The organism is Rhizohabitans arisaemae (genome assembly GCF_025996515.1).
GTDB classification, from domain to species: domain Bacteria; phylum Actinomycetota; class Actinomycetes; order Streptosporangiales; family Streptosporangiaceae; genus Rhizohabitans; species Rhizohabitans arisaemae.
The window spans coordinates 234,219-259,065 of the sequence record NZ_BLRH01000014.1; the positions used below are offsets into that span (position 1 = coordinate 234,219).

Below are 24,847 nucleotides of genomic sequence, written 5' to 3' on the forward strand. Positions count from 1 at the left end.
CCGCGGCCTCGGGTGCCGGTACGGGGATTTTCCGGCAAGCGGGCGGTGGATTTGGTAAAGATCTCAAGCTGAGCGCCGGACCGCGCCACATGGCCCGGCGGCGGGGTGGGCGCGACGTCCGGCATCCCGTTCCCGCGTTGGGATTCCGGGATCGCGCGGCGGCCTGCGCGGTGGCCGCCGTACCGTCAGGGGAGGGCGCGAGGCAGCCTGATCGTTTTGGGGTCACTCTCCAGTGAATGTCCTGTTTAGATAACAAAATGACTCTTTGTCCTATTTGTCGTATTAGCCCTGTCTGGCTGGATTGTGGTGCAATAACCCTCGCCCGCCCGTAGCGCCGGGTGTCGTAAGCGTTGCGGTGAGAGGTTGCGGAGACCAGTGACCACGGGATCGTTCCCCCATGACCGGGCTCCCGACGACGGGCGGCCCAGGCACGCGGCCCAGTCCACCGCCCGCAGCCCCTTCAAGATCGGCAATTGGCGGGTGCGGTCCCGGCTGATCGCGCTCATTCTCATCCCCACCGTGGTCGCCGTCTTCCTCGGCGGGGTCTCGGTGACGAACGCGATCAAGACCGGTGTCGAGTACCAGCGGCTCACCGAGATCGCCGAACTCGTCGAGCGGATCAGTCGGCTCACCCACGAGCTGGAGCGGGAACGCGATCTGACCACACTCGCCCTCGCCGAGGCCGGAACCGCGAACCGCCCGACCCGGGTGGAGGGCCTGCACGCCACGGTCGACCGCCTGTCGGGGGAGGTCCGCGGCCGGCTGGACAAGATCGACCAGAATCACGGCACCCGGGAACGTGCCAAGGCCGACCGGGTGGGCCGATGGCTCGACGGGCTCCCCGGGATGCGCGAACTCGCGGCGACCCAGGTGCCTCCCCGTGCCGCGTTCGACATGTACACCCGGATGATCGAGGACATGTCGGGGCTCCACGACGAGCTCGGCAGGGACGGCGACGACGCGGCGCTCTTTTCCGACGCGCTCGCGCTGAACGCGTTGACCCAGCTCAAGGAGGCCATCGCCCGGCAGCGAGGCATCCTCTCGGTCGCCCTCGCGGAAAAGAACCTCGGCTACGACGACATCGCCGACTTCCTCGGCGCCTGGTCGCAGCAGGAGACGGAGCTGGCGCGCTTCCGGAGCGAAGCCGAACCCGCCGACCTCAGGTTCTTCGACGCCACCGTGAACGGTCCCCAGGTCAACCAGACCGACGCGATCCGCGCCCTCGTCCTCAACCGGGTGCGGGCGGGCACCCCGGTTCGCGACATCGACCCGCGTCGCACCGACGACGTCAAGGTCTGGTTCGACGTCTCCACCGCCACGCTCGACCGGGTGCGCGCCGTCGAAGAACGCCTCACCACCTCGGTCGTCGCGGCCGTCCGGGACCTGCAGTCGGGCGAGACCCGGGGGGCGCTGGTGATCGGCGGACTCACCGTCGCCCTCCTGCTCCTCGTGCTGGCGATCACCGTGGGGGTGGCCCGTTCCCTGGTACGGCCGCTGCGGCGGCTCCGTACCGAGGCGCTGGAGGTCGCCGGGAACCGGCTCCCGGACACCGTGCGCGCCATCCGGGACTCGGGGGACGCCGGGACCGATCCGCGGATCGAGCCGATCGGGCTCGACTCCGGAGACGAGATCGGCGAGGTGGCGCGGGCGTTCGACGAGGTGCACCGCGAGGCCGTACGTCTCGCGGCCGACGAGGCGCGGGTCCGGCGGAACGTCAACACGATGTTCGTCAACCTCTCCCGGCGCAGCCAGACGCTGGTCGAGCGGCAGCTCGCCCTCATCGACGGCCTGGAGCGCGGCGAGGAGGACGAGGATCGGCTGGAGGATCTGTTCCGGCTCGACCACCTCGCCACCCGGATGCGGCGCAACAGCGAGAACCTGCTGGTGCTGGCCGGGCAGGAGACCGCGCGGCGCTGGAGCAAACCCGTTCAGCTCGTCGACGTGGTCCGTGCCGCGCTGGCCGAGGTGGAGGGGTACGAGCGGGTGGAGCTGGAGATCGCCTTGGGTACCTCGGTCGCCGGCCAGGCGGTGAACGACACCGTCCACCTCGTCGCGGAGCTGGTGGAGAACGCCCTGTCCTTCTCATCCGGCGAGACCCACGTCACCGTGTCCAGCCGGGTGACCGACGCCGGTGAGGCCATGGTCGTGGTGGACGACGCCGGCATCGGGATGACCGAGGACGAACTCGCTCAGGCCAACTGGCGTCTCGCCCATCCCCCCACCGTGGACGTCTCGGTCTCCCGCCGGATGGGCCTGTTCGTGGTGGGCCGGCTCGCGGCCCGGCACGGCATCGGGGTTCACCTCCGTCCGCGTCCGCAGGGCGGGCTGACCGCGCTGGTACGGCTGCCGCATGCGATCGTCTCGCCCGACGGGCTCGGGGTGCGGCCCGTCGTCCCGGCCGACCGGGGGCTCCCGCACCCGGCACCGGAGCGTCCCGCGGTCGCCGCCGACCCGGTCACCCCGGTTCGCGAGGCCGCGACGCCCCCGCATCCGGGTTTCGCCGAGCTCGGCCCGCCGTTGGAGCGTTCCGGAAACGTGGCGGACATCGTGCTGCCGACGGGACGGCCTCCGGCGTGGAGTTCGGAGGAGTATCTCCCCATCTTCGCGGCGGTGGAGTCCGACTGGTTCCGCTCCGGGGGAGCGGGCGGGGCCGGGCGGCGGCCGGGCGCCGAACCCGCGGCGGCCGAGAACGCCCCGCCGGCCTGGCGGGCCTCCCGCTCCGACTCGGGCTGGTCGGCCGCCGAAGCGGTGCAGGAGCCCGCCAGCGGCGGTGTCACCTCGGCCGGCCTGCCCAAACGGGTCCCCAAGGCCAATCTCGTCCCGGGGAGCGCGGATCAGGGTGAGGCGGCGCCCGCTCCGCCGGTTCTGTCAGCTGATCGAGTACGCAATAGGCTGTCGAGCTTTCAGCAGGGACTTCGGCAAGGACGCGCAGAGTCGCGTGCGTTGAAGGAGGATTCATGACAGAGCTCAGCAGGGCCGCCTCGAGCATGAACTGGTTGATCACCGATTTCGTCCACGGCGTTCCCGGTGTCGCGCACACCGTGGTCGTCTCCGCGGACGGCCTGCCCCTGGCGTACTCCGACGGTTTCCCCAAGGACCGCGCCGATCAGCTGGCGGCGGTCGCCGCCGGCCTGATCAGCCTGACCTTGGGTGCGGCCCGGGTCTTCGAGGGCGGGCAGATGATGCAGACGATCGTGGAGATGGAGCGGGGTGTCCTGTTGGCCATGTCCATCAGCGACGGGTCGTGCCTGGCGGTCCTCGCCTCGGCGGACTGCGATCTGGGGTTGGTGGCCTATCAGATGACGATGCTCGTGGAGCGGGCCGGAGAAGTGCTCACGCCGGCGGTGCGAAGCGAATTGCAGGCGGCCCATCCGCGGAGATGACGACAGGAGAAGGTGATGGCGGGAGCGGGGGAACACGGGTTCGGCGGCATGCCGGACCGGCCTGGTGGCGCGGGCTCGGATGCCGCCGACGAGATCCCCTTGGTCCGGCCGTACGCCTTGACTCGAGGGCGGACCAGAGCGCGGGTCAAGCTGGCGGTCGAGGCCTTGGTCTCCTCTGCGACGTTGGGGAATCGAGACCTGTCAACCCTTACTCCCGAGTTTCAGGCGATCGTATCTTTGTGTCGGCAAGTACGTTCGGTCGCGGAGATCTCCGCTCTGCTCAGGATTCCGCTCGGCGTCGTGCGCGTGGTCGTCGCCGACATGGCCGCCGAAGGCTTGGTACATGTGCATCAGCCACAACTTGATGAGGGTCAGCCAGATCTGAACCTGCTGGAAAGGGTGCTCAGTGGACTTCGCAGGCTCTGATTCCTTCCGGAGCCGTTCTTTTGGGAACGCCCCGGACCGGTCGAACGGCGGGCCGACGGGCATGGGCTCCGCGTTGACTTCGACGAAGATAGTGGTCGCGGGTGGGTTCGGCGTGGGGAAGACGACGTTTGTCGGGGCGGTTTCGGAGATTCTGCCGTTGACGACCGAGGCGGTGATGACCGAGGCGTCGGCGGGGGTGGACGATCTGGCGTTGACGCCGTCGAAGACGACGACGACGGTGGCGATGGACTTCGGGCGGGTGTCCTTGGATCAGGATCTGATCCTGTACCTGTTCGGGACGCCGGGTCAGCATCGGTTCTGGTTCATGTGGGACGACTTGGTGCGGGGTGCGATCGGGGCCGTGGTGCTGGTGGACACGCGGCGGCTTGCGGACAGTTTCCCGGCGGTGGACTACTTCGAGGAGGCGCGGCTTCCGTTCGTGGTGGGTGTGAACGGGTTCGGCGGGTCGTTTCCGCACAGTGAGGCGGAGATTCGTGAGGCGTTGACGTTGTCGCACGGTGTTCCGGTGGTGCAGTGCGACGCGCGGTCGCGGGAGTCGGTGAAGACGACGTTGATCGCGTTGGTGGAGCACGCGCTCACCGTCCGCTCGTCCACGGCGTTCTAAGGGCGACCGGCCTGATCGACGACAGGGGCGGTGACCTTTCAGAAAGGTCACCGCCCCTGTCGTCGGCGGATCCGGCGTTACCCGGGCACGCCCCGGACGAGACGGCCCACGTCGGCGCGGAGCCGGACGAACTCGGGGAGCTGCCGGGTGGCGATCTGGTCCCGGGGGTAGGGCAGCCCGACCGACAGGTCCCCCACGATCCGGGACGGCGCCTTGCTGAGCACGACCACCCGGTCGCCCACGTAGACGCTCTCGTCGATGTCGTGGGTGATCAGGACGATCGTCATGCCGTGCACCCCCCTGACCTGGAGGACGAGGTCCTCCAGGTCCTCGCGGGTCTGCGCGTCCACCGACCCGAACGGCTCGTCCATGAGCATGAACGCGGGCCGGTAGGCGAGCGCGCGGGCGATCGCCACCCGCTGCTGCATCCCGCCGGAGAGCTGCCAGGGGTACTTCGCGGCGGCGCCTTCCAAGCCGACCTGCTCCAAGGCCTCCAGCGCGGAGGTACGGCGCCGGGCGCCGCTCATGCCTTTGCGCCGGAGGGGCAGGGCGACGTTGTCGGCGACCGACATCCAGGGGAAGAGCGACCGGCTGTAGTCCTGGAAGACCACGGCGAGGTTGTCCGGCGTCCCGGCGACGGGGACGCCGTTGATCAGGATCTCCCCCTGGGTGGGCTTGAGCAGCCCGGCGATGGAACGCAGCAAGGTGGACTTGCCGCAGCCGGACGGGCCGACGATGCACAGGAGCTGACCCTCGTCGACCTTGAGGTCGATGCCGCCGAGGACCTCGTGCGAGCCGTACGAATGGCGCAGGTGGTTTATCTCCAGCATTAGTCCGTCCTTCTCGCACCCCGGTGCCAGGCCAGGATGCGGCGCTCCACGAGGAGGAACGTCGTGTTGAGCAGGAACCCCATGAGGCCGAGGAGCACGATCGCCGCCCAGGTCGTCGGGATGTCGAAGAGGCCCTGCGCCTGCAGCATGCGATGGCCGATCCCGTCGGTGCTGCCGACCAGTTCCGAGATGATCATAAGGATCAGGGAGAGCGAGACGCTGATCCGCAGACCCGCGAAGATCTTCGGGGCCGCAGCGGGCAGGATCACCCGCCGCAGCCGATCAAGGCGGGACAGCGAGAACACCTGGGCCGTGTCCAGATACTGCCGGTCGACGTACCGGGCTCCCTCGATCGCATTGATCATGATCGGCCAAACCACGCCGAAGACGATCGTGGCGACCTGCATGCTCCCGCCGAACTGGAAGAGGACGAGGAAGACCGGGACGAGGGTGGGCGGGGGGATCGACCGGCCGAAGTGCACCAGCGGGTCGACGTAGGCGGAAAGACGGGTGGACCGGCCCAGCGCCACCCCTACCCCGACACCGACGGCGCAGCCGAGCACCCAGCCGATGGCGAGCCGGGTGAAGCTCGGCAGGAAGTTGCCGATCGCGTCGTCGGTGAGGAAGAAGGTCCGCCACGATCCGGAGAACCAGAGCTCGTGCAGGCGCACCAGGACGGTGGACGGGGGCGGAAAGTAGACGGCCTGGATCCAGCGGGTGACGACTTCCCAGAGCACCAGGGCCACCGGCATGATCCACAGGGACAGGATCCGGCCGGCCACCCGCCGGGCCACCCCGGGCCTCTGGGCGGAGACGGCGGTCACGACGTCCCCCCCACCCGCTCCTGGTGCCAGCGGAAGAGCCGGCGTTCGGCACCGGTGAGCAGGAAGTTCGCCACCAGGCCGATCGCACCGGCCCAGATCGTCCCCGCGAGCACGAAGTCCATGTTCCCGGCCCCGGTGCTCATGTGGGTGAGGAAGGCGCCGATGCCCTCGCCGCCCGCGACGAGTTCGACGCTCACCGCGACGATCAGTGTCACCGAGGCGGCCAGCCGGATCCCCGTCGCGATGAAGGGCGCGGTGCTCGGCATCGTCACCCGCCACAGTACGGCGAGGGAACCGAACCCGAAGCTGCGCAGCGTCTCCTTGGCCAGGGGATCGACGTCGCGCACGCCGTACATCGTGTTGATCAGCAGCGGCCAGGTGCAGGCGTAGACGATGAGTGCGATCTTGGCGTTGTGCGTGGGGATGAAGACGAACAGTGCCAGCGGGATCAGGGCCAGGGACGGGATCGGCCGGAGGAACTCCAGCAGGGGACGGGTCGCCCGTTCGACCTTGGGGAGTGTGCCCAGGGCGACGCCGGCCGGCACCGCGAGGACGATGGCGATGAGGAGTCCGGCGAAGCACGCCAGCAGGGTGGCGCCGACTTCGCTCAGGAAGTCCCCGTCGGCGGCAAGGCCGATCGTACGGCCGAGAACCGTCGAGGTCAGGGGCAGGATAGTGGGATCGATCAGGCCGAGGCGCCCCGCGGCCTCGGCGACGAGGAGGAACCCCGCGACGCCAATGGCGCCGCGGAGTACCTTCCGAACGGTCATCCTGTGCTGCTCGCCAGCAGCTTGGTGACGTCGACGTTCCGCTTGAGGTACTGGAAGCGGAACATCAGGTCGGCGACCCGCTGCACCCGCTGCGGGCTGAGGGAGGTGCTGTAGACCCCCATCCCCATGGCGGCGGCGGCCTCAGCGGAGATCTTCGTGTAGGTCGGGATGATCCGGTTGATCGCGTTGCGGTCCTCTGCCGCGATCTTCTGGCCCTTGGCCAGCGCCCGCGTGAAGGCCGCGGCGGTCTTGGGGTGCTTGGTGACCCATTCCTCGGTCGCCGCCCATCCGTCCAGGGGCAGGTCCGCGGTCGGGCCGGCGATGGTGTCGATGATCGTCCTGACCCCGAGCTTGGTTTGGGCGCCGGAGAGGAAGGGCTCCACCAGCCAGGCCGCGTCGACCTTGCCGGTCTCCAGCGATGCGATCTGCTGATCGAACGGCACCGCGACGAAATCCACATCCAGCGGTGTGAGGCCGTGCACCTGCAGCTGGGCCGACATGGTGAGCTCGCCGAGGGCCTTGAGGGCGTTGACCGCGATGGTCTTGCCCTTGAGGTCCTTGGGCTCCTTGATCGCGGAGTCCTTCAGCACCACGATGTTGTGGATTCCGCTCTTGCCCGCCTGGGCGTCGGCGAGGAGCCGCAGTTTGGCCTGCTCCGAGTCGTTGATGGAGAGGAAGGAGACATAGCTCGACATGAAGGTGTCGATGCTCCCGTTGAGGATCTGCGGCATCACCGCTTGGGGGGCCTGGATGGGCAGCGTCTTGATCTTGATGCCTTCTTGGTCGAAGAACCCCTTTTCCATGGCGATGTACAAGGGTGCGGCGGAGGGAACCGGGACTACACCGATGGTGAGTTCTGTCTTCTCCAACCCGCCGGCGTTTGCAGGCTTGCCCGAATCTGTACCGGAACTGCCGCAGGCGCTGAGGGTCAATGCGGCAACAAGCCCAATGAGGGAACCGCGGAACGCGAGCCCAAACCTCATGGAGTCTCCTTAGCTGGGAAAACGCGCGAATGCGCACCCCTCAAACAGACCCGGGCGGGCGGGACCCAGTCGGACCCGTCACCGGTAACCTCGAGTTGCGCGAGGGGGCGAGGCGACGGCGGACCAGCGTAGCGGAGGGTAGATCAGGGCGGCTATGCCGAGTGTCAAATAAATCCGACTATCCCGTAAAAATCTGGATATCTCGGTATGCGCGAGGAAGTCGAATTCTTACATGGTTTGATCACCGGCTGTCACGGCTTCTTGTGCATGCCAGGGGCAGGGATATGCCCGTTCTGGCAATGTTTGGGTGGTTTGTCCAGATTTCTGGATGTGGGGCGACAAGGGGTGACCGTTAATACGGCATCCGAGTCCACCCTTACGGCCTTCAGGCTCTATGCTGCGAGGATCGCATGCGGCCAGACCATCCGATTCCGGTTCATAATGCCAAAAGCGTCCTGATGGTTGTCCGTTCGTTATGAAGTAGTGCAAGTGATTGTGGTGGCAATTAGGGATGTTTGGGTCCTGTGGGCTATTGGCCTATCTCATCCGGCTATGCTCCAATAACCCTCGCCCAATGGATTGCGATGGCGGGCCACGCCACACCAAGACGTGATCGCCCTGCACAAGACCGTCCGGTGAGAGGTTGCGGAGACCAGTGGGGACAGGACCAATCCAGCAGAGCGGTCGTAAGTCAGGCACCGCTGCGGCGACGCCTTCAGGTGGGACCAAGAAGACGAAGAACCCGAGGCGTGGCGGAGAGCCGGCCAAGGGAGGGCGGCTGGCCCTGCAGAACTGGCGCGTGCGCTCGCGCCTGGTGGCGCTCATCCTGATCCCGACCATCGCGGGTGTCTTCCTGGGTGGGCTCCGGGTCGTCGCCTCCATCAACGTGGCCGCGGACTACCGGCTGGTCCGGCAGAACGCCGAGTTCGTCGGAATCCTGGGTGAGCTGACCCAGGCCCTCGCCATGGAGCGGGACATCTCCGTCCTCTTCGTGGCCCAGGGCCGCCAGGGTGACACGCTGAACGAGGTCAAGGAGCAGCAGCGCCGCGTCGACAAGGTCGCGACGGAGGTGCGGGCCGTCGCCGCCGAGATCGTGAACGTCCCCGGGCAGGTCGACCGGCAGGAGATCCAGCAGGTCATCAACCGGATCGGCTCGCTCACCACCCTCCGGCGCGCGGTTCTTGAGACGCGGTTGCTGGTCGGGGACGCCGCCCAGGCGTACTCCCGGACGATCGACGACTTCCACTCGCTCAACGACAACATCAGCGGCGCGGTGGACGAGGAACTCATCGCCAGCGTGAGCGCGCTCGCCTTCCTCGCCCGGGCGAAGGAGCAGGCCTCGCGGGAGCGGGCGCTCCTCGCCGCCGCCCTGCACGCCGGGGCGTTCGACCGAACCGGCTACGCCCAGTTCCAGGCCGCGCGGGCGCAGGTCGCCACCGAGCTCGCCTCCTTCCGGGTCGAGGCGTCCATCGAGCAGCGTCAGTTCTTCGACGACACCCTCGCGGGTGACGACACCGACCGCGCCGCGTTCATGTCCTCCCGGGCGATCATCCTGGCGGAGCAGGGGCTGAACCTCCGGGGTGTCGTCCCCGCCGGCACGATCGCCTCCAACGACTGGTTCCGGGCGAGCACCGAGTCGATCAACCGGATGCGCAACGTCGAGAAGGTGATCGCCGACGAGATCATCTCGCGCAGCCGCACCCTGCAGGAGGACGAGCAGGCCAACGCGCTCGTCGTCGTGGGACTGGTCGTGGTCCTGCTCGTCGCGGTGCTCGCCGTCACCACGCTCGTCGCCCGGTCGCTGGTACGGCCGCTGCGGCGGCTCCGTACCGAGGCTCTGGAGATCGCCTCCAACCGGTTGCCCTCGGTGGTCAGCACCCTGCGTGAGTCGGGCGACACCGGGGTGGCGACCGAGATCCGCCCGATCGGTGTGGAGTCGTCCGACGAGATCGGTGAAGTCGCCCGGGCCTTCGACGAGGTCCACCGCGAGGCGATCCGGCTCGCCGGGGACGAGGCCAAGCTGCGGAGCAACATCAACGCGATGTTCGTCAACCTCTCGCGGCGCACCCAGACGCTGGTGGAGCGGCAGATCTCCCTGATCGACGGCCTCGAACAGGGCGAGCAGGACGGCGCCCGGCTGGCCAACCTGTTCTCGCTCGACCACCTCGCCACCCGTATGCGGCGAAACAGTGAGAACCTGCTCGTTCTCGCGGGTCAGGAGCCCGCACGGCGGTGGAGCCAGCCGGTTCCCGTCGTGGACGTCGTCCGCGCCGCCCTCTCCGAGGTGGAGAACTACGACCGGGTCAACCTCCAGGTCCAGTCCGGCATCGCGGTCGCCGGTCAGGCGGTCAACGACGTCGTCCACCTCATCGCCGAGCTGGTGGAGAACGCGATCTCGTTCTCCCCCCGCGACACCCGCGTCGTGGTCTCCAGCAACAGGATCGACGGTGGCGGGCTGATGCTCGGCATCAGCGACGCCGGTATCGGAATGACCGCCGAGGAACTCGCGCACACCAACGAGCGGCTGGCCACCCCACCCGTGGTGGACGTCTCGGTATCCCGCCGGATGGGCCTGTTCGTGGTCGGCCGGCTGGCCGCCAGGCACGGCATCCGGGTGCAGCTCCGCCACCAGGACGTCGGCGGTCTCACCGCCATGGTGCTCCTGCCGGAGGGCCTCGTCGCGCACGCGGGTTCCCCCGCTCCCGGCGGATTCGGGGCCGGCCCGTCCGCGCCGCTGGTGGGAGCAGGTGCCGGATCGGCCTCCTCGTACGGCGGGCAGCCGCTCGGCAGCCCCACCCTGTTCGCCGGCAACACGTCCCCGCCGGCGCAGCCGACGCCCGCCTGGCCGACTCCGCCGGCCCCGCAGCCCGCCCAGAGCGGCTGGTCCGCGGGAAGCCCGAGCGGCGGGTCGGGCTGGTCGTCGCCGCCTTCGGCCACCGATCGCCCTTCGGGGGGGCATTCGTTCTTCGACCAGCCTTCGGGTGCCCATTCCTTCACGGACCGCCCTTCAGGTGCCCATTCGTTCACAGATCGCCCTTCGGGCAGCCACTCGTTCACGGATCGTCCGTCAAGCGGCAGTCTGTTCGCCGACCGCTCCTCCGGGGACAGCCTGTTCTCCGACCGTCCTTCAGGCGCCCACTCGTTCGGCGGTCCCTCCGGTCAGCAGGACGTCATCAACACCGGCCCGCTCCCCGTCGTCCGCTCCTCTCCGATGGATCAGGCCGAGGAGTTTCTTCCGATCTTCGCCGCGGTCGAGTCGGACTGGTTCCGGCGGGCCGACCGGCGTGACGGAACCAAGCCCGCCGAGCAGGAGCCGCGGAAGGAGCCGGTCCGGCCGGTGGTCGAGGACGCTGCGAGCGTCGGCCGGGACACCGGTGGCTGGCGTTCGTCGCCGACCGACGTGGGCTGGCAGGCGGCTCAGGCGGCTCAGGAGCCGACCCTTGGCGGTACCACGTCCGCGGGGCTGCCCAAGCGGGTGCCGCGGGCGAACCTGGTCCCCGGCACGGCCGACCTGTCCGGTGGTTCCCCGGTCCCCCTGCCCCAGCCCGTCCTGTCGCCGGAGCGGGTTCGTAATCGTCTGTCGAGCTTCCAGCAGGGAGTCCGGCAGGGTCGTGCGGCGGTCCGTGGCGGGCCGCACGAGGAAGACGCCCCTCACGGGGATCAGAGTTAGGGAGGCTTGAGTGCGGGAGTTGAGCCAGGGCGCTCGCGGCGTGAACTGGTTAATCACCGATTTTGTCACCAATGTGCCAGGAGTGGCGCACACGGTGGTTGTCTCCTCGGATGGGCTTCCTCTTGCTTTCTCTGAGGGTTTTCCGAAGGATCGAGCTGACCAACTGGCGGCGGTCGCCGCCGGGTTGATCAGTTTGACGCAGGGAGCTTCGCGAGTCTTCGAAGGCGGTGCGGTGACGCAGACCGTGGTGGAGATGGAACGAGGCCTTCTGCTGATCATGTCGGTGAGTGACGGGTCCTGTCTTGCGGTGCTCGCGTCGGCGGATTGTGATATGGGCCTGGTGGCCTATCAGATGACGCTGCTGGTGGAGCGTGCGGGACAGGTCTTGACGCCTGCGGTGCGGGCTGAATTACAGGCATCGCATCCCCGGTGATGAAGGAGGACACCGTGGCAGGCCGCGGCTGGAGTGAGGGAGACCCGCTGGGCGGGTCTTCCTATACCCCTAATCCGGTGGGGTTCGGGGACGACCCTCGACAATTTGGTGCTGGGCACGGCCCGGAGTCACCGGAACCCAGCTCCTTGGTCCGGCCCTACGCCGTGACCGGAGGGCGTACCCAACCCCGGCGCGAGTTGGCGATGGAGGCGCTCGTCTCCTCGGCGACCGTGGTGAACCGGGACTTCTCTACCCTCATCCCCGAGTATCAGGCGATCAGTACGCTGTGTCGGCAGGTCCGATCGGTTGCCGAGATCTCCGCTCTGCTCCGTATGCCGCTGGGCGTCACCCGCGTGCTCGTCGGCGACATGGCTGACGAAGGCCTGGTGCAGTTGCATCAGCCGCAACTTGATGAGGGTCAGCCAGATATGAACCTGCTGGAAAGGGTGCTCAGTGGACTACGCAGGCTCTAACTCGCCCGGGCGATACACCCCGGGTAACCCGCTGACTTCGACGAAGATAGTGGTCGCGGGTGGGTTCGGCGTGGGGAAGACGACGTTTGTCGGGGCGGTTTCGGAGATTCTGCCGTTGACGACCGAGGCGGTGATGACCGAGGCGTCGGCGGGGGTGGACGATCTGGCGTTGACGCCGTCGAAGACGACGACGACGGTGGCGATGGACTTCGGGCGGGTGTCCTTGGATCAGGATCTGATCCTGTACCTGTTCGGGACGCCGGGTCAGCATCGGTTCTGGTTCATGTGGGACGACTTGGTGCGGGGTGCGATCGGGGCCGTGGTGCTGGTGGACACGCGGCGGCTTGCGGACAGTTTCCCGGCGGTGGACTACTTCGAGGAGGCGCGGCTTCCGTTCGTGGTGGGTGTGAACGGGTTCGGCGGGTCGTTTCCGCACAGTGAGGCGGAGATTCGTGAGGCGTTGACGTTGTCGCACGGTGTTCCGGTGGTGCAGTGCGACGCGCGGTCGCGGGAGTCGGTGAAGACGACGTTGATCGCGTTGGTGGAGCACGCGCTCACCGTCCGCTCGTCGTCGCGGTAGGGCAGCCGGAAACCCTGGAGGAGCGGCCCGGCCGATCACCGTCGTCCTCGGTCTGAGCGCGCGGGCCGACCGGGACCGGATAGGCTGAGAGGTCAATTGTGCTTATGCCGCCCCAGATGACGAGCAGAGACTGGCCAACCACGTGTTCGAGACACTTTCCGACCGTCTGACATCGGTCTTCTCCTCACTCCGCAGCAAGGGTCGGCTCTCCGAGGCCGACATCGACGCGACCTGCCGCGAGATCCGAATCGCCTTGCTCGAGGCCGACGTCGCGCTGCCTGTGGTGAAGGAATTCGTCGCCCAGGTCAAGGAGCGGGCGCGCGGCGCCGAGGTCTCCCAGGCGCTCAACCCCGCGCAGCAGGTCGTGCAGATCGTGAACGACGAGCTGATCGCCATCTTGGGTGGCGAGACGCGCAGGCTGCGATACGCGAAGACCCCCCCTTCGGTTTTCATGCTGGCGGGCCTGCAGGGCTCGGGGAAGACCACCCTGGCGGGAAAGCTCGCCCGCTGGCTCCGCGAGCAGGGCCACACGCCGCTGCTCGTCGCCTGTGACCTCCAGCGTCCCAACGCGGTCCAGCAGCTGTCCGTGCTGGCCGAGCGCGCCGGCGTCGGGATCTACGCCCCCGAGCCCGGCAACGGCACCGGAGACCCCGTCGCGGTCGCCAGGCAGTCGATCGACCACGCCCGGCGGCAGCAGCACGACATCGTGATCATTGACACCGCCGGCCGTCTCGGCATCGACGTCGAGATGATGCGCCAGGCGGCGGACATCCGGGACGCCGTCGACCCCGACGAGATCCTCTTCGTGGTCGACGCCATGATCGGCCAGGACGCCGTCACCACGGCGCAGGCGTTCCTGGACGGCGTCGGGTTCGACGGGGTGGTCCTGACCAAGCTCGACGGCGACGCCCGCGGCGGCGCCGCGCTCTCGGTCCGGCACATCACCGGGCGTCCCATCGTCTTCGCCTCCACGGGCGAGAAGCTCGACGACTTCGACGCCTTCCACCCGGACCGGATGGCCTCGCGCATCCTCGACATGGGTGACGTCCTCACCCTGATCGAGCAGGCGCAGCGGACCTTCGACGAGCAGGAAGCCGCCAAGATGGCGGGCAAGCTCGCGTCCGGGGAGGGCTTCACCCTCGACGACTTCCTCGAGCAGATGATGATGGTCCGGAAGATGGGGCCGATCAGCAACCTGCTCGGGATGCTCCCCGGCATGGGGCAGATGCGTGATCAGCTGAACCAGGTCGACGACCGCGACCTCGACCGGGTGGCCGCGATCATCCGCTCCATGACCCCCGGCGAACGGCAGAACCCGAAGATCATCAACGGGTCGCGCCGCGCCCGTATCGCCAACGGTTCCGGCGTGAGCGTGACCGAGGTGAACAGCCTCGTCACCCGCTTCTTCGACGCGCAGAAGATGATGAAGCAGATGGCCGGCGGAATGGGCATCCCCGGCATGCCGGGCTTCCGCCGCAAGCAGCAGAAGACGGCGAAGAAGGCCAAGGGCAAGCGGGTCAGCGGGGACCCCCGCAAGGCCGCGGCGGGACGCCCCGCCCTGGACCCGGCGCCCGCGCCCCAGGCTCCTTCCCCGGGTATGGGGGGATTGGGGGCGATTCCCGGGCAGCTTCCCCCCGGGCTCAAGCTCCCGCCGGGATTCGACCCCGCCAAGCTCAATCTGCCGAAGAAGAAGTAGCCCCCTGGGCTCGCCGGTTGATTGGGTCACCTGGGCGATCGTCTGGCACAATAAGACGTTGGAGCATCGTGATCGCCCGGGTGCCCTCTCAAACTCCGGGGAATTGCGTCTGTCCCTCGGACGGTCTCCGTCGAATCCCCACTCGATGTGATGCCGTTCACCCACGTTTCAGATCCAGGAGTTGACCACACCCGTGGCTGTCAAGATCAAGCTCAAGCGGTTGGGAAAGATTCGCAACCCGCAGTACCGCATCGTCGTCGCGGACGCCCGCACCAAGCGGGACGGCCGTGCGATCGAGGAGATCGGTAAGTACCACCCCAAGGAGCACCCCTCCTACATCGAGGTCGACTCCGAGCGCGCCCAGTACTGGCTCGGCGTGGGCGCCCAGCCCACCGAACCGGTCCTGCACATTCTCAAGCTCACCGGGGACTGGCAGAAGTTCAAGGGCGAGCCGGCTCCGGCCCCGCTGCTGACGCCCGAGCCGAAGCCGGACCGCCACGCGATCTACGAGGCCGCGGCGAAGGAGGCCCTGACCGGCGACGCCGGCGGTGCCGCGACCACGCAGCGCAAGCAGACGAAGAAGAGCCCGAAGAAGGACGAGGCCCCGGCTGAGGCCAAGGCCGCGGAGACCGAAGTGCCGGCCGCGAAGGCCGAGTCGGCTGAGGAGAAGTCGGAAGGCGAGGCCTGAGATGCTCGAAGAGGCCCTTGAACACTTGGTTAAGGGCATCGTTGAGCACCCGGGCGACGTCCGGGTTCACGCCCGGCGCATTCGCAGCGGGCGAGTGCTTGAGGTTCGGGTGCACCCCGACGACCTCGGGAAGGTCATCGGTCGCGGAGGCAGGACGGCCAAGGCGCTGCGCACCGTGGTCGGTGCGCTGGCCGGAGGCAGATATGTCCGGGTAGACCTGCTAGACCTGACCGAGGCTCGATAGCCGGACAGCGAGCAGCAGGCTTCAACGCCCTGGCGTGACGGGTAGCCCACTCACGGTATCGGTGAGTGGGCTCGCTCGTTTCCGGCGCTCGCACGGGCGCGTCGGGGGAATTCGAGGAACGATGTGAAGGGGGTCCGTGACGTGCGCCTTGTCATCGGCCGGATCGGCCGCCCGCACGGGGTCCGGGGAGAGGTCACCGTCGAGGTGCGGACCGACGAACCCGGGCGGAGATTCACCCCGGGTGCGGTGATCTCCACCGAATCTGCGGATGTCGGAAATATCACGATCGAGGCGGTGCGCTGGCACTCCGGCCGTCTCCTCCTGCGCGTCGCCGGGGTCGCCGACCGGGACGCGGCGGAGGAACTCCGGGGGACCGTGCTCGTCGTCGACTCGGCCGAACTGGACGACACCGGCGACCCGGACGAGTTCTACGACCATCAGCTGATCGGACTAGCCGTGGTCACCACCGCGGGCGAGGCGGTCGGCACGGTCGAGGCGGTCCTCCACCACGGTCAGGACCTCCTCGTGGTACGGCGGAACGCGGGGGAGCCGGTCTACATCCCGTTCGTGAAGGCGATCGTGCCCGAGGTCGATCTCGGCGCGGGCCGGCTAGTCGTCGACGCGCCCCCGGGTCTGCTCGACCTGAACGAGGCCGACTGATGCGCATCGACGTCATCTCCATCTTCCCCGAGTACTTCAGCCCGCTCGAGGTCTCCCTGCTGGGCAAGGCCCGTACCCGGGGGATTCTGGACGTACGGCTCCACCAGCTCCGCGACTGGACCCACGACACGCATCACACGGTCGACGACACGCCGTACGGCGGCGGTCCGGGCATGGTCATGAAGCCCGAGCCGTGGGGGGAGGCGCTGGACTCGGTGATCGACGGTCCGGCGCGGCTGATCGTGCCGACCCCGAGCGGGCGGCCGTTCACCCAGGCCCACGCGGTGGAGTACGCGAAAGAGGAACATCTGGTCTTCGCGTGCGGCCGGTACGAGGGCATCGACTCCCGGGTGGTGCGCGAGTACTCCACCCGGCTCACCGTGGACGAGGTGAGCATCGGGGACTACGTGCTCGCCGGCGGTGAGGCGGCCGTACTGGTGATCGTCGAGGCCGTCGCCAGGCTCCTCCCCGGCGTGCTGGGCAACACCGCCTCGGTGGCCGACGACTCGTTCGCGCCGGGCGCCATGGCGAACCTGCTGGAGGGCCCGGTCTACACCAAGCCGCCCACCTGGCGGGGACATGAGGTCCCGGAGATCCTCCTCTCCGGTCACCACGGCGCGATCGCCCGATGGCGGCGGGACGAGGCACTCCGGCGGACGGTCCGGAATCGCCCGGATCTCGCGGCCAACCTCGGCGATTTGGACAAGCGGGACAGGCAGGTCCTGGACGAGGTCTCGTTTCGCGTCCCGCCCCAGGATGTGGCAGACTGAATCGCTGTGCCAACGCCCAGGTCGTTGGCGCCGATCCGGATGACCGACCCGGGTAACCAGGATTCGTCTCGCACGTCCCCTGCCGATTCAGATATGTGGACCTCTGTGAGCACGCCGAATGAGGACTGCCGTCATGCACACGTTGATTCAGGAGCTTGAGAAGGCTCAGAAGCGCACCGACATCCCCCCCTTCCGCCCGGGTGACACGCTGGACGTCCACGTGCGTGTCATCGAAGGCACCCGGTCGCGTATCCAGCACTTCAAGGGCTTCGTCCTGCGCCGCCAGGGCAGTGGCTCCCGGGAGACCTTCACCGTCCGCAAGGTGAGCGCCGGCGTCGGCGTGGAGCGGACCTTCCCGGTGCACAGCCCGGTGATCGAGAAGATCGAGGTCGTGACCCGTGGTCACGTCCGCCGCGCCAAGCTCTACTACATGCGTGACCTGCGGGGCAAGGCCGCCCGCATCCGGGAGAAGCGCGACGTGCTCCCCGCCAAGTAATCGTCTGCTTCACCCGTGGCCCGCGCGACCTCGCGCGGGCCACGGTCGTTTTCCGGGCCTCCCGGCTCGCCGGCCGGAAATCTTCACGGCACCCATGCGTGTGAGCACTTGTCGGCGTTGCGCATCATCTAGGCTCGTCAGCGATGACAAGCGAATCCGAGGCTGTCGCCGGAGAACCGGAGCGGGTCGGTGCGGCCCACGAGACCGCCGGGGCCCACAAGCACGATGACGAGGTGGACGTGGTCTCTGAGGACGCCCGGGATGCAGGGGAGTCCGGGCCGGTCGGCGAAACCATGGGGAAAGCCAAGGAAAAGGGCTCTTTCTGGCGGGAGCTTCCGGTCCTCGTCGTCGTCGCGCTCGTCCTCGCGGTGATCATCAAGACCTTCGTCGTTCAGGCGTTCTACATTCCGTCGGAGTCGATGGAGGACACGCTGCTGAAGAACGATCGGGTCCTGGTCAACAAGCTCGTCTATCACACCCGCGACATCGAGCGCGGGGACGTCGTGGTCTTCTCCGGTGTGGACTCCTGGGACGGCGAGGTGGCCCTGGCCGAACCGGCCAACCCGATCGCCGCCTTCTTCCGCTGGCTGGGCACCTCCTTCGGGGTCGTGCCCGGTGAGAAGGACTACATCAAAAGGGTCATCGGGATCCCCGGTGACACCGTCAAGTGCTGCGACGCCCAAGGCCGGGTGACGGTCAACGGGGTTCCGCTCGACGAGCGGGGCTACCTGTATCCGGGAGACGTCCCCTCCCGGACCAAGTTTGAGATCAAGGTTTCCGCGGGGCGGCTCTGGGTGATGGGCGACCACCGCTCCGTCTCGCTGGATTCCCGCTCGCACCAAGGCGACCCCGGGGGCGGCACCATCCCGGTCGACAACGTCATCGGGCGTGCCTTCGTGATCGTCTGGCCGTTCGCCCGGGCCGGCTCGATTCCGATTCCCGGCACCTTCGCCCAGCCGGCGCTGGCCGCGCTCGGCGCGACGCCCTGGCTGCTCGGTCTCGCCGGGGCGGTGCCCTTGGTGCTGCTCAGAAGGCGCCTTCTCCATACCCGGGGACCGGGTGGCGATGGGGCCGGGCACCCGGCCGCCGTGTCCACCGGCCCGGACCGAGTCTCGGCACAGAGCCGCAGGCCGTAACCGTCCACCGCCCGACGACTCGGCGGGCGGCCCGGGGGGCGCGTCTTGGGGCGATCATCCGGACGGTGTACGGCCGCAGCCGACGGGACACGACCCAGATCGGCCCGGCGTGCGCTTTGTCCCCCTCAGGGTCCGGGTGGATGGCGGCGTACGCCGTACAGGATGCCGACGAAGCCGGTTCGGGTCGGCACCTTGGGGCGATCATCCGGACGGACGCGGGCCGCCGGGGCACCGCCGAGATCGGCCCGGCGTGTGCTGTGGTCCCGGGGTCGGGGCGGGGTGGCGGCGTACGCCGTACGGGATGCCGGGAAGCCGGTTCGGGCTGGGGAATAGGCGGGTACATCGGGAGGAATTGAGAACCATTCCGCGACAACGGCGGGAAGGACGTACGCTGCCAACATCATGTCGGTTCATGCCTTTCGTCCGCGGCCATGCATCATCCGCCGCGATTCCGGTCTCTACGGGTACGAACGCGCACTCAAACGCCGGGGCTTCTGGCCTGTCGCGGGGGTGGACGAGGCCGGCCGGGGTGCCTGCGCCGGTCCCCTGGTCGTCGCCGCGGTCATGCTGCGGGGGGAGATCGAGGGGCTGGCCGATTCCAAGCTCCTGTCCGCCGCGACCCGTGAGTACCTGTACGGAAAGATCGTGGGCTCCGCGCTGGCGTGGAGCGTCGTGGTCATCCCGTCGACGGAGATCGATCTCGTCGGGCTGCACAAGTCCAACGTGGCGGGGATGCGCCGCGCCGTCGCCGCGCTGGACTCGCCGCCCGGCTACATCCTCACCGACGGGTTCCCGGTGGGCGGCCTGACCGCGCCCTCGCTCGCGATGTGGAAGGGTGACCAGGTGGCGGCCTGTGTGGCCGCCGCGTCGGTTGTGGCGAAGGTGACAAGAGACCGGATGATGGTCACATTGGACGAACGGTATCCCGAGTACGGGTTTGCCGAGCACAAAGGGTACGTAACCGCGGTTCACCGCCGGGCGTTGACCGAACACGGCCCATGCCCAGACCATCGGTTCTCCTACGTGACGGTGGCGCGTGCGGCGAGAGGTGGGCAGATGGGCGAGAATGGAGCCGATGGCCATGGGTACGGGGCCGAAGCCGTAATCGTCTGAGGCTAAGTGAGGAGGGGAGTGCGGCCGTGAGTCCAGAGGATCTTGAAAAGTACGAGACCGAGATGGAGCTACAGCTCTACCGTGAATACCGCGATGTGGTGGGCCTGTTCTCCTACGTCGTGGAGACGGAACGGCGTTTTTACCTCACCAACTCGGTCGACCTCAAAGTGCGCAGCGCCGAGAACGGCGATGTGTACTTCGAGGTGACCATGCAGGACGCCTGGGTCTGGGATATGTACAGGCCTGCGCGCTTTGTGAAGAATGTTCGGGTGGTCACCTTCAAGGATGTCAACGTGGAGGAACTGGCCAAGCCCGAGCTGGAGGTTCCGAGCGGCAAGCCGGGCTTCCCCGGCTGACGGTACGGGTGAGCGTGTAGACGGCGGTAATGCTCACCGTTATGGGTATGGATTTCCTATGATGTCCGATCCCAATGTCAACCAGGAGAAACGGGAGCCGCTCCCGGTGAGCCCGGAAGAGGAGTCCGGCACTCCCGCGACCGATCGAAACGAGGAGCTCGGCCTGCTCCGACGGGCCGAGGAGAGCCCGGAAGCCGGAATCGTGACCCCCCTCTCGCCGACCGTGCCCACCCCCGGTGCGCCCTCGTCACCCCCCGAGGTGGAAATCGCCGCCATCGAGCGGGACGAAGCCGGCAAGCCGATCCTCATGCGGGTGGTGAGCGCCCCGCCGGGCAAGCCCGAGGGCGAGGTCGACACCCGCTGACCGAAGCCGGATCCCCGGCCGCGCGATGGTGTGACCCGCACGCGCCGCCGACCCCTTGTGGCCGGATCCGGAGAAGCCGACAGTCGGTGGGCGGGTTTCCACAGGGAAGATCGTTCTCTTGCGGGTCATCCCCAGAATCCGGTTCGGGTCCTCGGGGTCATGACGGGCCGCGGCACAGTCGTGGGCCGGAGGTGGTCTCATGGCCGCGAAGGACGAGCTCGGCAAGCTCGGTGAGCAGTTAGCCGCCGACTATCTGCGGGACGTGGGTTTACAGATCATCGACCGCAACTGGCGCTGCCGGGCGGGAGAGATCGACATCGTCGCACGGGACGGAGACGTCCTCGTCGTGGTCGAGGTGAAGACGAGGTCCGGCACATCGCACGGCACCCCGCTCGGGGCGGTCAGCGCCAAGAAGGCGTTGAGGCTGCGCAGACTCGCGGCCCACTGGCTGGGGGCGCAGTACGAGTGGTTCCGTTCGGTGCGCATCGACGTCCTCGCCGTCCAGCGGGTGGCCGACGGGCGCATGTCGATCAAGCATGTTCCGGGGGTGCTGTAGATGGCGGTCGCACGGACCAGGTGCGTCGCGTTGATCGGCGTGACCGGTCACATGGTCGAGGTCGAGACGGACGTCGCGAACGGGATCGTCGCCACCAACCTCATCGGCCTCCTGGACACGACGTTGACGGAAGCCCGCGATCGGGTGCGCTCCGCCGTGGTGAACAGCGGGTTTTCCTGGCCGGACGCCCGGATCACGGTGAGCCTCTTCCCCGCCGACCTGCCCAAGCGCGGCTCCGGGTACGATCTCGCGATCGCCGTGTCGATTCTCGCGGCGGCGAGGATGCTCCCCGCCGACCACATCGTCAAGCCGGTCTTCCTGGGCGAGCTCGGTCTGGAGGGACGGATCCGGCCCGTCCGCGGTGTGCTGCCCGCGGTGATCGCCGCCGCCGAGGCGGGGGCCGGGATCGTGGTCGTGCCGGGTGAGAACGCCCCGGAGGCGGCGCTGGTGCCCGGGCTCACGGTCGTCGCCGCCTCGACCCTGGCGGAGCTGGTCGGCTGGATTCAGGACGACGACCTGCTGGGGAACGCCTACACCCTGGACCCCACGGAACCGCCTCCCGACGACGAGTTCCCCGAGAACGGCGTCCGCAGGAGACGCCCGGACCTGTCGGATGTGGCGGGGCAGCCGGTGGGACGCAGGGCCCTGGAGGTGTGTGCCGCGGGCGGGCACAACCTCTGGATGCTCGGGCCGCCGGGAACCGGCAAGACCATGCTCGCCGAGCGCATGCCGACCTTGCTGCCCCGCCTCGACCGAGCCGCCTCCCTGGAGGTGAGCGCCGTCCACTCGGTGGCGGGGACCTTGCCGCCGACCTGGCCGCTCCTCGTCGAACCCCCGTTTCGCAGCCCCCACCACACCTCGACGACGGCGGCGATGGTGGGCGGTGGAAGCGGGCAGCTCAAGCCGGGCGCGGCGTCGCTCGCCCACCGCGGGGTGCTCTTCCTGGACGAGGCACCCGAGTTCGCCATGAACGTGCTGGACTGCCTCCGTCAGCCGCTGGAGTCGGGATACGTCATGGTGTCCAGGGCGGCGGGCACGGTCACCTTCCCCGCGCGGTTCATGCTCGTCCTCGCCGCGAACCCCTGCCCGTGCGCGGGTTCGGGCACGGCGGAGTCCCCCTGCATCTGCACGCCGAACACACGGCGGCGGTATCTCGCCAGGCTCTCCGGCCCCCTCCTGGACCGGGTCGACGTGAAGGTCACCCTGTTTCCCGCCAGCCGGCACGAGCTCCTCTCCGATCGGCGGTTCCTCGAATCCAGCGCGGTCGTGGCCGAACGGGTCCTGCAGGCCAGGGACCGGGCGGCACGGCGGTACGCGGGCACACCGTGGCGGACCAACGCCGAAGTGCCGGGGACCGAGCTGTGCTCCACCTTCCGGATCCCCTCCGACGCCTTTCACTCGCTGGAGGGGTCGCTGGACGACGGGTCGCTCAGCGCCCGAGGCGTCGATCGGGTCCTCCGGGTCGCGTGGACCCTGGCGGACCTGGCGGCCAAGCCGAAGCCGACCTCGGCCGAGGTGCACGCCGCGCTGATGATGTGGAAGGGGGTGCCGTCGTGACGTCGCGGAAGACAGGAGCGGCTCCGCCCGGAGGGGCGGATCGCGAGCGGCTCGCCCGGGTGACCCTCTCCCGCGTGGCCGAGGCGGCCGACCCGGTGATGGGGCGCCTCGTGCACGCCTACGGAGCCGAGGCCGCCGTGGATCGGATCCGCAGGGGCTCCCTCCCGGCGAAGTTCGTCGAGAGCGAGCGTTCCCGGGCGCGGGCGGAGCGCCGGAGGTTCGACCCCGGCGGCCGGCTGCAGACCTGGATCGCCCGCCTGGACGGCACCGACCCCCGGCGTGACCTGGCGCAGTCCGCGGCGCACGGGGCGAGGGTGATCGTCCCGGGCGATCCCGAGTGGCCGAGCCAGGTCGACGACCTGGGTGACCGGCGCCCCCTGGCGCTCTGGGCACGCGGCGAGACCGACCTGCGCTTCTCCTGCCTGAAGTCGGTGTCGGTCGTCGGATCCCGGAGCGCGACCCCCTACGGTGTGCACGTCGCGGGGGAGATCGCGGCCGACCTCAGCCGGGGCGGATGGGGTGTGATCTCCGGCGGGGCCTACGGGATCGACGGAGCGGCCCATCGGGGTGCGCTGACCGGAGAGACGCCGAGCGTGGGCGTGCTCGCGTGCGGGGTCGACGTCACCTATCCCCGCGGCCACACGGAGCTGTTCCGCGCCCTGCGCCGGACCGGGCTCCTGGTGAGCGAATCACCCCCCGGGGTCAGTCCGACCCGCATCCGTTTTCTGGTGCGGAACCGGCTGATCGCCGCACTGAGCAGAGGGACCGTGGTCGTCGAGGCCGCCCTGCGGAGCGGCGCCCTGAACACCGCCGCCCATGCGGTCACCCTGAGCCGCCATCTCGCCGTCGTACCGGGGCCGGTCACCTCGGGGAACTCGGCGGGATGCCACCGGCTGCTGCGCAGCGGAGCGGCGGTCTGCGTGACCGGAGCCGCCGAGGTGATCGAACTCGTCGGGGAACTCGGTGCGGATCTGGCGCCGGTCGCCCGCGGGCCGGTTCTCGCCCGGGACGCGCTCGATGAACGGACCCGCCGGGTGCTCGACGCGGTTCCGAGCCGGGGGCGGGCGGAGACCGCCTCGATCGCGGTCGCGGCGGGCGTCGACATCGGCACGGTGCTTCAGTGCCTGGGGGAGCTCGCCGCAGGCGGCTACGTGGTCCGGGCGGCGGGAGGCTGGAGGTTGAAAGCCCATGACCGAACCTGACCCGGGGGTGGACGCCGCCGCGTACGGGGAGCCTTGGGGTAGAGCCCCCGATGCGGGGGGAGACTGGATTCGTGATCCCGTTCGACTCCGCCCTCGCCGAGTACGCCCGCCACCTGAACCTGGAGCGCGATCTGTCGCCGCACACCGTGCGGGCCTACCTGGGAGACGTCACCGCGCTGTTCTCCCACGCGTCCCGGGTCGCGGGACTGTCGAGCCCGGCGGACGTCGACCTCACCCTGATCCGTGGCTGGCTCGGCGAACTGCACCGGGCCGGCCGGTCGCGGGCCGGTCTCGCCCGGCGAACCGCGGCCGTACGGGTGTTCACCGCCTACGCACACCGGCGTGGCTGGCTCGCGACCGACATCGGTGCGCTCCTGACCACCCCCAAGGTCGTCAGGGCCCTGCCCGAGGTGCTCCGGCAGGACGAGGCGGCGAGCCTGCTCGACGCCTTGGGCGGCACGTCGGCGAAGGACCTGCGGGACCGGGCGATGCTGGAGCTTCTCTACGCGACGGGGATCCGAGTCGGCGAGCTCTGCGCACTCGACGTCGACGACGTCGACCGTGACCGGCACACCGTCGTCGTCACGGGCAAAGGCCGCAAACAGCGGACCGTACCCGTCGGGCTCCCGGCACTGGCGGCGCTGGACGCCTGGTGCGTGCGGGGACGTCCGCTGTGGATACGCGACGGCACCGGACCTGCGCTCTTCCTGGGCGTGCGCGGGGGCAGGATCGATCAGGGGACGGTGCGCCGGGTCGTGCACGCCCGGCTGGGCGCGGTCGAGGGCGCCCCGGACCTGGGCCCCCACGGTCTGCGCCACACCGCCGCCACCCACCTGCTGGAAGGCGGCGCCGACCTGCGCAGCGTCCAGGAACTGCTGGGGCACGCGTCCCTGGCCACGACCCAGCTGTACACCCATGTGTCGATCGAGCGGCTGCGCCAGGGCTTTCGCCAGGCCCATCCACGCGCCTGACCCGCTCCAGGCGGGCGCCGGGGACGCCGACGTGGCCCCGG

General features: G+C 68.9%; 26 protein-coding genes. 22 read left to right on the top strand and 4 right to left on the bottom strand.

All coding sequences use genetic code 11. From position 1 onward, the window contains the following. The first annotated feature begins 375 nt into the window (after positions 1-375). The 4 genes from RUR_RS07640 (at position 376) to RUR_RS07655 (ending at position 4,434) form a co-directional block, all read left to right on the top strand. Entirely contained in the window at positions 376-2,961 is a 2,586-nt protein-coding gene (locus RUR_RS07640) for a sensor histidine kinase (RefSeq protein ID WP_283134206.1), read from the top strand. Further along, positions 2,958-3,383, top strand: a complete 426-nt coding sequence (locus tag RUR_RS07645; RefSeq protein ID WP_283134207.1) for a roadblock/LC7 domain-containing protein — start codon at positions 2,958-2,960, stop codon at positions 3,381-3,383. The genes RUR_RS07640 and RUR_RS07645 overlap by 4 nt, the downstream gene beginning before the upstream one ends. Positions 3,384-3,431: 48 nt before the next feature. Next, entirely contained in the window at positions 3,432-3,809 is a 378-nt protein-coding gene (locus tag RUR_RS07650; RefSeq protein WP_283134360.1) for a DUF742 domain-containing protein, read from the top strand. Positions 3,810-3,882: 73 nt separating this feature from the next. Beyond that, complete coding sequence (locus tag RUR_RS07655) at positions 3,883-4,434, top strand: GTP-binding protein (protein WP_283134208.1); 552 nt, start codon at positions 3,883-3,885, stop codon at positions 4,432-4,434. Positions 4,435-4,511: 77 nt separating this feature from the next. Here the strand turns inward: RUR_RS07655 and RUR_RS07660 are convergent, their stop codons facing one another. The 4 genes from RUR_RS07660 to RUR_RS07675 are packed head-to-tail and all read right to left on the bottom strand — an operon-like array spanning position 4,512 to position 7,841. Continuing rightward, positions 4,512-5,264 (bottom strand): ABC transporter ATP-binding protein, encoded by a 753-nt coding sequence (locus RUR_RS07660; protein ID WP_283134209.1) that lies wholly within the window; start codon positions 5,262-5,264, stop codon positions 4,512-4,514. After that, entirely contained in the window at positions 5,264-6,088 is an 825-nt protein-coding gene (locus RUR_RS07665) for an ABC transporter permease (RefSeq protein WP_283134210.1), read from the bottom strand. The genes RUR_RS07660 and RUR_RS07665 overlap by 1 nt, the downstream gene beginning before the upstream one ends. Next, entirely contained in the window at positions 6,085-6,858 is a 774-nt protein-coding gene (locus tag RUR_RS07670; protein WP_283134211.1) for an ABC transporter permease, read from the bottom strand. Before RUR_RS07670 ends, RUR_RS07665 begins: the two co-directional genes overlap by 4 nt. Next, on the bottom strand, positions 6,855-7,841 hold the full coding sequence (locus RUR_RS07675; protein WP_283134212.1) for an ABC transporter substrate-binding protein: 987 nt from the start codon (positions 7,839-7,841) through the stop codon (positions 6,855-6,857). The genes RUR_RS07670 and RUR_RS07675 overlap by 4 nt, the downstream gene beginning before the upstream one ends. 655 nt (positions 7,842-8,496) lie before the next feature. On the opposite strand from RUR_RS07675, the gene RUR_RS07680 reads away from it, so the two are divergent. From RUR_RS07680 to RUR_RS07765, 18 genes are all read left to right on the top strand, one after another. Beyond that, a complete protein-coding gene (locus RUR_RS07680) occupies positions 8,497-11,511 on the top strand; it encodes a sensor histidine kinase (RefSeq protein WP_283134213.1) in 3,015 nt (1,004 codons plus the stop codon). A gap of 10 nt (positions 11,512-11,521) precedes the next feature. Next, positions 11,522-11,944, top strand: coding sequence for a roadblock/LC7 domain-containing protein (locus RUR_RS07685; RefSeq protein ID WP_283134214.1), 423 nt, complete (start codon positions 11,522-11,524; stop codon positions 11,942-11,944). Continuing rightward, entirely contained in the window at positions 11,944-12,417 is a 474-nt protein-coding gene (locus RUR_RS07690; RefSeq protein ID WP_428846979.1) for a DUF742 domain-containing protein, read from the top strand. Before RUR_RS07685 ends, RUR_RS07690 begins: the two co-directional genes overlap by 1 nt. 31 nt (positions 12,418-12,448) lie before the next feature. Then, positions 12,449-12,997, top strand: a complete 549-nt coding sequence (locus RUR_RS07695; RefSeq protein WP_283134362.1) for a GTP-binding protein — start codon at positions 12,449-12,451, stop codon at positions 12,995-12,997. Positions 12,998-13,139: 142 nt separating this feature from the next. Next, complete coding sequence (gene ffh, locus RUR_RS07700) at positions 13,140-14,693, top strand: signal recognition particle protein (RefSeq protein WP_283134215.1); 1,554 nt, start codon at positions 13,140-13,142, stop codon at positions 14,691-14,693. 193 nt (positions 14,694-14,886) lie between these two features. After that, positions 14,887-15,381 (top strand): 30S ribosomal protein S16, encoded by a 495-nt coding sequence (gene rpsP, locus RUR_RS07705; RefSeq protein ID WP_283134216.1) that lies wholly within the window; start codon positions 14,887-14,889, stop codon positions 15,379-15,381. 1 nt (position 15,382) lies between these two features. Beyond that, positions 15,383-15,625, top strand: coding sequence for an RNA-binding protein (locus tag RUR_RS07710; RefSeq protein ID WP_283134217.1), 243 nt, complete (start codon positions 15,383-15,385; stop codon positions 15,623-15,625). 141 nt (positions 15,626-15,766) lie between these two features. Next, positions 15,767-16,285 carry a ribosome maturation factor RimM gene (gene rimM / locus RUR_RS07715; protein WP_283134218.1) on the top strand — a complete coding sequence of 173 codons (519 nt, stop codon included), beginning with the start codon at positions 15,767-15,769 and terminating at the stop codon, positions 16,283-16,285. Continuing rightward, positions 16,285-17,055 (top strand): tRNA (guanosine(37)-N1)-methyltransferase TrmD, encoded by a 771-nt coding sequence (gene trmD / locus RUR_RS07720; RefSeq protein WP_283134219.1) that lies wholly within the window; start codon positions 16,285-16,287, stop codon positions 17,053-17,055. Before rimM ends, trmD begins: the two co-directional genes overlap by 1 nt. A gap of 133 nt (positions 17,056-17,188) precedes the next feature. Next, positions 17,189-17,551 (top strand): 50S ribosomal protein L19, encoded by a 363-nt coding sequence (gene rplS, locus RUR_RS07725; protein WP_283134220.1) that lies wholly within the window; start codon positions 17,189-17,191, stop codon positions 17,549-17,551. A gap of 233 nt (positions 17,552-17,784) precedes the next feature. Next, positions 17,785-18,687, top strand: a complete 903-nt coding sequence (gene lepB, locus RUR_RS07730; protein ID WP_428846982.1) for a signal peptidase I — start codon at positions 17,785-17,787, stop codon at positions 18,685-18,687. Positions 18,688-19,089: 402 nt separating this feature from the next. Continuing rightward, positions 19,090-19,800: a ribonuclease HII gene (locus RUR_RS07735; RefSeq protein ID WP_283134221.1), complete on the top strand. Its 711-nt coding sequence runs from the start codon at positions 19,090-19,092 to the stop codon at positions 19,798-19,800. A 26-nt stretch (positions 19,801-19,826) separates the two neighbouring features. Next, on the top strand, positions 19,827-20,156 hold the full coding sequence (locus tag RUR_RS07740; RefSeq protein WP_283134222.1) for a DUF2469 domain-containing protein: 330 nt from the start codon (positions 19,827-19,829) through the stop codon (positions 20,154-20,156). A 61-nt stretch (positions 20,157-20,217) separates the two neighbouring features. Further along, positions 20,218-20,520 (top strand): hypothetical protein, encoded by a 303-nt coding sequence (locus tag RUR_RS07745; protein ID WP_283134223.1) that lies wholly within the window; start codon positions 20,218-20,220, stop codon positions 20,518-20,520. A 199-nt stretch (positions 20,521-20,719) separates the two neighbouring features. Then, on the top strand, positions 20,720-21,076 hold the full coding sequence (locus RUR_RS07750; RefSeq protein WP_283134224.1) for a YraN family protein: 357 nt from the start codon (positions 20,720-20,722) through the stop codon (positions 21,074-21,076). Further along, positions 21,077-22,633: a YifB family Mg chelatase-like AAA ATPase gene (locus RUR_RS07755; protein WP_283134225.1), complete on the top strand. Its 1,557-nt coding sequence runs from the start codon at positions 21,077-21,079 to the stop codon at positions 22,631-22,633. After that, positions 22,630-23,835 carry a DNA-processing protein DprA gene (gene dprA, locus RUR_RS07760; RefSeq protein WP_283134226.1) on the top strand — a complete coding sequence of 402 codons (1,206 nt, stop codon included), beginning with the start codon at positions 22,630-22,632 and terminating at the stop codon, positions 23,833-23,835. The genes RUR_RS07755 and dprA overlap by 4 nt, the downstream gene beginning before the upstream one ends. A gap of 71 nt (positions 23,836-23,906) precedes the next feature. Continuing rightward, the gene (locus tag RUR_RS07765) at positions 23,907-24,806 is read left to right on the top strand and encodes a tyrosine recombinase XerC (RefSeq protein ID WP_283134227.1); all 900 of its coding nucleotides are present in this window, start codon (positions 23,907-23,909) and stop codon (positions 24,804-24,806) included. Positions 24,807-24,847: the final 41 nt, after the last annotated feature.

Coding starts and splice junctions, on each gene's coding strand:
- RUR_RS07755 (WP_283134225.1), top strand. CDS start 21,077: ATGGCGGTCGCACGGACCAGGTGCGTCGCGTTGATCGGCGTGACCGGT.
- RUR_RS07650 (WP_283134360.1), top strand. CDS start 3,432: ATGCCGGACCGGCCTGGTGGCGCGGGCTCGGATGCCGCCGACGAGATC.
- RUR_RS07710 (WP_283134217.1), top strand. CDS start 15,383: ATGCTCGAAGAGGCCCTTGAACACTTGGTTAAGGGCATCGTTGAGCAC.
- RUR_RS07670 (WP_283134211.1), bottom strand. CDS start 6,858: ATGACCGTTCGGAAGGTACTCCGCGGCGCCATTGGCGTCGCGGGGTTC.
- RUR_RS07660 (WP_283134209.1), bottom strand. CDS start 5,264: ATGCTGGAGATAAACCACCTGCGCCATTCGTACGGCTCGCACGAGGTC.
- RUR_RS07745 (WP_283134223.1), top strand. CDS start 20,218: ATGTCCGATCCCAATGTCAACCAGGAGAAACGGGAGCCGCTCCCGGTG.
- RUR_RS07690 (WP_428846979.1), top strand. CDS start 11,944: ATGAAGGAGGACACCGTGGCAGGCCGCGGCTGGAGTGAGGGAGACCCG.
- RUR_RS07750 (WP_283134224.1), top strand. CDS start 20,720: ATGGCCGCGAAGGACGAGCTCGGCAAGCTCGGTGAGCAGTTAGCCGCC.
- RUR_RS07675 (WP_283134212.1), bottom strand. CDS start 7,841: ATGAGGTTTGGGCTCGCGTTCCGCGGTTCCCTCATTGGGCTTGTTGCC.
- RUR_RS07645 (WP_283134207.1), top strand. CDS start 2,958: ATGACAGAGCTCAGCAGGGCCGCCTCGAGCATGAACTGGTTGATCACC.
- rplS (WP_283134220.1), top strand. CDS start 17,189: ATGCACACGTTGATTCAGGAGCTTGAGAAGGCTCAGAAGCGCACCGAC.
- trmD (WP_283134219.1), top strand. CDS start 16,285: ATGCGCATCGACGTCATCTCCATCTTCCCCGAGTACTTCAGCCCGCTC.
- RUR_RS07735 (WP_283134221.1), top strand. CDS start 19,090: ATGTCGGTTCATGCCTTTCGTCCGCGGCCATGCATCATCCGCCGCGAT.